General features: G+C 48.1%; 7 protein-coding genes. All 7 read left to right on the top strand.

Translation table 11 applies throughout. The annotated features are described in order from the left end of the window. Nucleotides 1–328 precede the first annotated feature (328 nt). Nucleotides 329–1,006, top strand: coding sequence for a haloacid dehalogenase-like hydrolase (locus tag G485_RS0116985; RefSeq protein ID WP_027093504.1), 678 nt, complete (start codon nt 329–331; stop codon nt 1,004–1,006). 1,158 nt (nt 1,007–2,164) lie between these two features. After that, nucleotides 2,165–2,500, top strand: coding sequence for a sensor histidine kinase (locus tag G485_RS29330; RefSeq protein ID WP_240489185.1), 336 nt, complete (start codon nt 2,165–2,167; stop codon nt 2,498–2,500). Beyond that, nucleotides 2,472–3,110, top strand: a complete 639-nt coding sequence (locus tag G485_RS0116975) for a response regulator (protein WP_027093502.1) — start codon at nt 2,472–2,474, stop codon at nt 3,108–3,110. Before G485_RS29330 ends, G485_RS0116975 begins: the two co-directional genes overlap by 29 nt. Nucleotides 3,111–3,279: 169 nt before the next feature. Next, on the top strand, nt 3,280–3,621 hold the full coding sequence (locus G485_RS0116970) for a metal-sensitive transcriptional regulator (protein WP_082655297.1): 342 nt from the start codon (nt 3,280–3,282) through the stop codon (nt 3,619–3,621). A gap of 28 nt (nt 3,622–3,649) precedes the next feature. Further along, nucleotides 3,650–3,850, top strand: coding sequence for a copper ion binding protein (locus G485_RS0116965; protein ID WP_019007631.1), 201 nt, complete (start codon nt 3,650–3,652; stop codon nt 3,848–3,850). Nucleotides 3,851–3,931: 81 nt separating this feature from the next. Beyond that, a complete protein-coding gene (locus tag G485_RS0116960) occupies nt 3,932–6,367 on the top strand; it encodes a heavy metal translocating P-type ATPase (protein ID WP_027093501.1) in 2,436 nt (811 codons plus the stop codon). Nucleotides 6,368–6,504: 137 nt separating this feature from the next. Next, nucleotides 6,505–6,860 (top strand): transposase (locus G485_RS0116955; RefSeq protein ID WP_420805797.1); only part of this gene is annotated, 356 nt, incomplete at its 3' end.

Here is a 6,860-nt window from a genome sequence, read left to right as displayed (position 1 = left end):
CTGCTATGCGGAAGAGATGGCGACGCGCGGGATACAGTCAGCGTGTAGGAAAATACGGAAGAGGCCAAGGGGACACTCTCAGATGGAAGAACCCGACTGATCGAGTCTACAGGGGGAGAAGGAACATTCCCGTCGGTAGCACCTACTGGCATTTTCCCAAGGACAGCCCAAGATCGTAAACACCTATTTTTCGTCCCTTCGGGCCGCTCCCGCGCTTCGCTTGGGCTGCGTCCCCCACCGGGACCATTACATTCAGTTTTCAAGGTACAAAAATCATAAGAGCAACCCCCAAATCAGGAGCTGCTCTTAGCATACAAGGGGAGATGTAATGAAGCACATTGTTGATTCTTCAGACATTGACGGAATATTGGCCAATGGGGTGAATCATGCGGTTATTGATGTCGACAATACGATTACCAAAAGTAACATCGCGCAGTTCTACATGTTCATCAAGAGAGAACGCCTGAAGAGCCGGCTGCTGTGGTGGCTGTTTCTTATGTACTGTTTTGCTGCGGCTCCATTTTATCTTGCAGTGGATCGTTTGTCGAGAGATTGGTTTAATCACATATTTGTTCAAAGAAAGTTCGGGAAGTACACCTATGAACAATTAGAGAGATACGCCGAAAGGTATTTTGAAGAAAAGCTCAGGAAGCAATTTATCGTTCCTGTGCATGATCTCATCTTCTATTTGAAGGAAAAAGGAGTTCAGGTCACGTTGTTGTCAACCAATTTCGATTTGATCGTAAAGCATTACGGAACCTATTTTCAAGTTCCCTATGTATGTTTGCCCGTCGTTAAACATGATTCAGGGATCGACTTTTCACAGCTGAATGGATTTAAGCGTAATTACATCCAACGCTTGAATCCTGCAACGACGATGGCGATTGGTGATTCCAAGTACGATCTGCCGATGCTGGAGCATGTCCATTACCCGATTATCGTTACAAATAAGAAAAAGAAATGGATGAAGTCGATACAGAGGGAGGCTGTCTTGATTCGAGCATAAACGAAGCCTCTGTCCACGACGGCTCCTCTTTAATCGGCAGCCAAATCGATTAAAGGAGTTGGACCGAATGGTCTTTGTACTCATTGCATTGTGGACGATCGCAGCCATTTTGCTGATTATCAATCCTAAGAATGAATCGACACGCTGGGCGGCATTTACCGCATTTGCAGGCGGTGGCGGGGGATTGTCGCGCGCGGTAACCGAAACGATCTTGCCTTATCTGGAGCAGTATCAAATCTCTACGCCTTCCCTTGAAGCATTCTTATTAAAGATGCACATGTTCGGCTCGTTTATGAATCATAATGGACTTCCCTATTGCTTTTTGATGTTTGCCATCAGCTACTCCGGGTTATTCCGCCGTAAAAAGAAAATGATCCTCGCAGGGGTGCTTCCCATCCCGATCATCGGGATGCTTTTCCTCACGTCGTTCACTCCCCCGATCCAGAATAACTTTCAAGCGCTGTTTTTTTGGTGCGTACCTTATCTGATCGTTGGTCTTATCCTGTTAACATACAGTTTTATGAAAGAGAAGAATCCGAAACGGAAAAGGAGCCGTTTATTTTCCAACATCGTTGCGTTTCCGCCAATTCTGTTTCAAATTGTTGCGAATTATACATTAAAGGCGTTTTTTGATGTTCAGGAAGTATGGCGGTTTATGCCGTTCGTGATTACGATTCTGCTGGTGTCATTTTTGCTCCTCGGCATCAAATATGGCGTACTCGGAGTCCGGTTAAAATTCGAGAAAGACCGATTGGATGGTACGATGCGCGCCATTTCATACGGGACAAGCATATTGAATCACACGATTAAAAATGAGGTTGGAAAAATCCGGATTGTCGCCGACCAGATTCGAAATCTGGCAGCTTCGTCTCATCAGGAGAAAATTGCAAGCGATGCAGCCGTTGTACTTGATTCGACTAAGCATATGCTGGAGATGGTGACACGTATTCAAAACCGGACGCAAGACATTGTGCTGAAAGAGGGGATTCATGAGGTAACGGATATCCTAAGCCGGGCGCTTTCGATGACCAAAGTGTTCTTGGAAAAGCGGAGCATTCAGGTTCATACGGATTTGATAATAAGGCGATTTATCTCCTCTGTGATCCCGTCCATCTTCAGGAAACGTTCCACAATATCATCGTCAACGCGGCAGAAGCGATGGAGCCGGGAGGAACGTTGTTCATTTCGGTATGTGAAACGCGGAAGCACCTTACCATCGTCTTTAAGGACAACGGAAAGGGAATTTCACAAGATGAGCTTTCCTATTTGTTCGATCCGTTTTATTCGACCAAGCATCGCAAGCAAAACTTCGGTCTCGGATTGACGTACTGCTACAATGTCATTCAGCAGCATGACGGATCGATCGATATTCAAAGCGAATTGAATGTCGGGACGTCGGTCGTTATTCAATTTCCTCACAAGAGAATTCGATCCCATTCACTTCCTGTCGCCGAGGTGAGGGACATTGGATCAAATCAAGGTTATGTTGGTTGAGGATGATGCCGTCTGGCGCGACCAACTTACAAGTTTCCTAAATCGCGAGCATGACATTGTTGTTGTCGGTTCGGCGGCGAACAGAGAGGATGCGGTTCACCTCGCCAGGCTTAGTGATGCGCAAGTTGTGCTCATGGATCTCATTTTATCCGATGCCGGGTTTGACGGACTTGAAGCGGCCATGGATATTTTGGAAATGAAGCAAACCAAGATCATTATGCTGACCGGCGTCGACGAGGAAGAAGCAATCATGGATACGTATGCGGCAGGGGCGGTCAATTATGTAACGAAGGCTCACTACGAAGATATTCCCTGGGCCATTCGAGCTGCCTACAATAACATGAATTACATTCATCCGGATTCGGCCGGCGTGCTGGTGAAGGAATTTCGGCGGATGAAATGGGAGCAACGGAGCAAGCTGTTAACCCCAGCCGAGCGGGAAATTTTAAGGTTCATTCATAAAGGGTACAAGCAATCAAATATTCAAAGCAAACTGCATGCAACTGAAAGCACCATAAAAAAGCATGTGAATCGTATTCTGAAGAAGCTGGGAACCCGCTCCAGCCGTGAAGCTGCCCGAAAAGCCAAGCGTCTTGGGATAATTGATTAGAATCTCAAAGCAAACAGTCCGGCTTTTAATGGAAGACCGGGCTGTTTTTCTGTCCTACAAACATTAAGCTTCTTCTTGAGTTAAAGACGAACAAATTCATTTGACTAGAATAATTTCTTCTTGAAATACCCTAAGGGGGTATAGTATATTTGTTGTGGGGTGATAAGTCGTGGCGAACCAAGAGGAATTGCTACCGGATGAAGCTGACCGTTCTTGTTGTTCTCCAGAAAGCGAAAGGAAAAGCCATCATTCGGACAAAATGAAGAACAACTTGATATCCCGTTTGAACCGTATCGAAGGCCAAATTCGCGGAGTTAAAGGGATGATTGAGAAGGATACTTATTGTGACGATGTACTGAACCAGATCGCGGCCATTCAGTCAGCCTTAAACAGCGTTGGCAAGCTTTTGCTTGAAGGACACATGAAAAGTTGTGTCGTGGAACGCATCCAGGCCGGCGAACATGAAGTCATTGACGAATTGTTGATTACGGTTAATAAATTAATGAAATAATGAAATCATAAATATCGGAGGGATTTGTATGAAACAAGCAACACTTAAAGTGAACGGTATGTCCTGCCAACACTGTGTCAATTCCATTGAGAAAGCCTTAAAAGAAATAGGTGCGTCGGCTCGTGTTGATCTGAAAGGCAACTCGGTTACTGTAGAATACGATGAAAATAAATTATCCTTGGATGCCGTGAAGGAAGCCATTGAAGAACAAGGCTACGAGGTTGCCTAACAGGCATGGGGGGTCACTTGCCGGTGGCCTTTCTTTTTATTATTATAAATACCCTATAGGGGTATGAAAGAGGCGGTTTACATGCAAAACACGGAATCCCCAAAAAAACAGCAAACGACCTTGCAAATATCGGGTATGACTTGTGCCGCATGCGCAAACCGGATTGAGAAAGGATTAAACAAACTGGAAGGTGTATCGGAAGCGACAGTTAACTTTGCTCTCGAGCAGGCGTCCGTTACTTACGATCCGGATAAAGTTAAACTTCCCCAAATCGAGCGGAAAATTCAAGAGATCGGATACGATACCGTCAAAGAAGCCGTTGATTTTGAAATCAGCGGCATGACCTGCGCCGCCTGTGCCGCCCGGATTGAGAAGGGGCTCAGCAAACTGCCCGGAGTGTACAAAGCAACCGTCAATCTGGCACTGGAGACGGCACGAGTAGAATATTCACCTGCTGAGGTGTCCGCTTCGGATATGGTGAGGAAAGTGGAGCAGCTCGGCTACAAAGCAGCGATAAAACAGGAAAAACAAGAGTCTGCAGACCACAGAAAAAAAGAAATCAAGAGACAACAAAAGAAGCTTCTCATTTCCTCCCTTTTGTCACTGCCGCTGTTATGGGCAATGGTCGGTCATTTTTCGTTTACCGCCTGGATCTGGGTGCCCGAATTGTTCATGAATCCGTGGTTTCAATTGCTTCTGGCAACGCCCGTTCAATTTATCGTCGGCCGGCATTTTTATATCGGAGCGTATAAAGCGCTTCGGAATGGCAGTGCCAATATGGATGTTTTGGTGGCGCTCGGCACGTCGGCCGCTTACTTCTATAGTCTTTATTTAACGGTTCAATGGGCCAACCAGGCTGGGGCGCATCAAGTGCCTGCTATGTACTACGAGACAAGCGCCGTGCTGATTACGCTCATTGTTCTCGGAAAACTGTTTGAAGCGTTAGCGAAAGGCCGTTCATCGGAAGCCATCAAAACCTTGATGGGATTGCAGGCCAAGACAGCGCTTGTCGTTCGCGACGGTCAGGAAGTTTCCATACCGGTAGAGGAAGTTGCCGCTGGAAACGTTGTGATCGTGAAACCCGGCGAAAAAGTGCCTGTTGACGGAATCGTGCTTGAAGGTTCATCTTCCGTGGACGAATCGATGCTGACGGGTGAAAGCATTCCGGTCGGCAAGCGGCAGGGTGATCCGGTGATCGGAGCCACCATCAATAAAAACGGCATGCTCCGCATTAAGGCAACCAAAGTAGGAAAAGAAACCGCGCTTGCGCAAATCATCAAAGTCGTCGAAGAAGCGCAAGGTTCCAAAGCGCCGATTCAACGGATTGCGGACGTGATCTCGGGTATATTCGTTCCCATTGTCGTCGGGATTGCTGTGATCACCTTCCTGGTGTGGTATTTCGGTGTCGAACCCGGTCATTTTTCCGGCGCTTTGGAAAAAGCGATTGCGGTGCTTGTCATCGCTTGTCCGTGCGCGCTCGGATTGGCAACGCCAACCTCCATTATGGCCGGCTCTGGCCGCGCGGCGGAGCTCGGAATTCTGTTCAAAGGCGGAGAACACCTGGAATCGACGCATAAAATTACAACTGTCGTGTTGGATAAAACCGGCACGGTAACGAAAGGCAAACCCGAGCTGACGGATGTTATCGTTTCGGAATTTATCGATGAAAGCCGCTTTCTTGCTTTGGTGGGAGCGGCCGAAAAAAACTCCGAGCATCCGCTTGCGGAAGCGATCGTAGCCGGCGTGCGGGAAAGAAACATCGTCCTGCCGCAAACTGAAGCGTTTGAAGCCGTTCCGGGTTATGGCATTCGGTCGGTCGTCGAAGGCAAAGAGGTTCTGATCGGAACAAGAAAATGGATGGTCAAAAATCAGATCGATGCGGAATCGGCTTTCGCAACGATGAATGCACTTGAGGAATCGGGAAAAACCGCGATGCTTGTTGCCGTTGATGGGCGTTACGCCGGTATCGTAGCGGTGGCTGACACGATCAAAGACACTTCCAGGCGAGCCGTTGCCCGGTTGAAAGAACTCGGCCTCGATGTCGTCATGATCACCGGTGACAACGAACGAACCGCCCGTGCGATTGCAAGGCAGGTCGGGATCGACCGGGTACTGGCGGAAGTGCTGCCCGAAGGCAAAGCGGATGAAGTTAAGAAATTACAGCAATCGGGCAGGAAAGTGGCGATGGTCGGCGACGGCATCAATGACGCCCCGGCACTTGCCACAGCCGATATCGGAATGGCCATCGGTACGGGTACCGACGTTGCCATGGAAGCTGCAGATGTGACGCTGATGCGCGGCGACCTGAACAGCATTCCGGATGCTATCTTGATGAGCCGGAAAACAATGCGAAATATTAAACAAAACCTGTTCTGGGCTCTTGCTTATAATGTAGTCGGCATTCCCATCGCAGCAGCAGGATATTTGGCTCCTTGGCTGGCAGGCGCGGCGATGGCGTTCAGTTCGGTTTCGGTCGTACTCAACGCACTCAGGCTGCAGCGAGCCATTGTTAAATAAGGGAGTGAGGGAATTGGCTTATTAAGAAATTTTGAATATCAAGTTGCCTCAGCAAAGCCTTCGCATGCGAACATTTGTTTGATATAGTAGAAGCAAACGAATGTTCGGGAGTGGTTGACATGGCTCAACAAGAAGCGATGACGTTAAAGAGATTTCAAGAGAAGTTTCATTCGGATGACGCATGCCGCGAGCATCTGTTCCAGATCCGCTGGCCGAACGGCTTCTGTTGCCCCAAATGCGAGCACGATGCGTTCTACTTTCTGGAAAGCCGTAAGCTGTATCAATGCACGCGCTGCAAGCATCAGGTTTCTGTTACCGCCGGCACGATTATGCATAAATCCCGTACGCCGCTGCTGACCTGGTTTTGGGCGATTTTTCTTGTGGCGCATGATAAACGCGGCGTTTCCGCGGTTTTCCTTTCGCGCGAACTGGAAATCTCCTACCCAACCGCATGGTTAATGCTTCACAAGATTCGCAAAGCCATGGGAGATCG

It is taken from the genome of Cohnella thermotolerans DSM 17683, from assembly GCF_000429825.1.
Classification (GTDB): domain Bacteria; phylum Bacillota; class Bacilli; order Paenibacillales; family Paenibacillaceae; genus Cohnella; species Cohnella thermotolerans.
Note: the sequence above shows the minus strand (reverse complement) of the source record. Positions and strands in the feature narration are given on the sequence as shown.

Excerpts from the sequence above, each read along its gene's own strand:
- G485_RS0116960 (WP_027093501.1), top strand. The coding sequence starts at position 3,932 with ATGCAAAACACGGAATCCCCAAAAAAACAGCAAACGACCTTGCAAATA.
- G485_RS0116985 (WP_027093504.1), top strand. The coding sequence starts at position 329 with ATGAAGCACATTGTTGATTCTTCAGACATTGACGGAATATTGGCCAAT.
- G485_RS29330 (WP_240489185.1), top strand. The coding sequence starts at position 2,165 with ATGGAGCCGGGAGGAACGTTGTTCATTTCGGTATGTGAAACGCGGAAG.
- G485_RS0116965 (WP_019007631.1), top strand. The coding sequence starts at position 3,650 with ATGAAACAAGCAACACTTAAAGTGAACGGTATGTCCTGCCAACACTGT.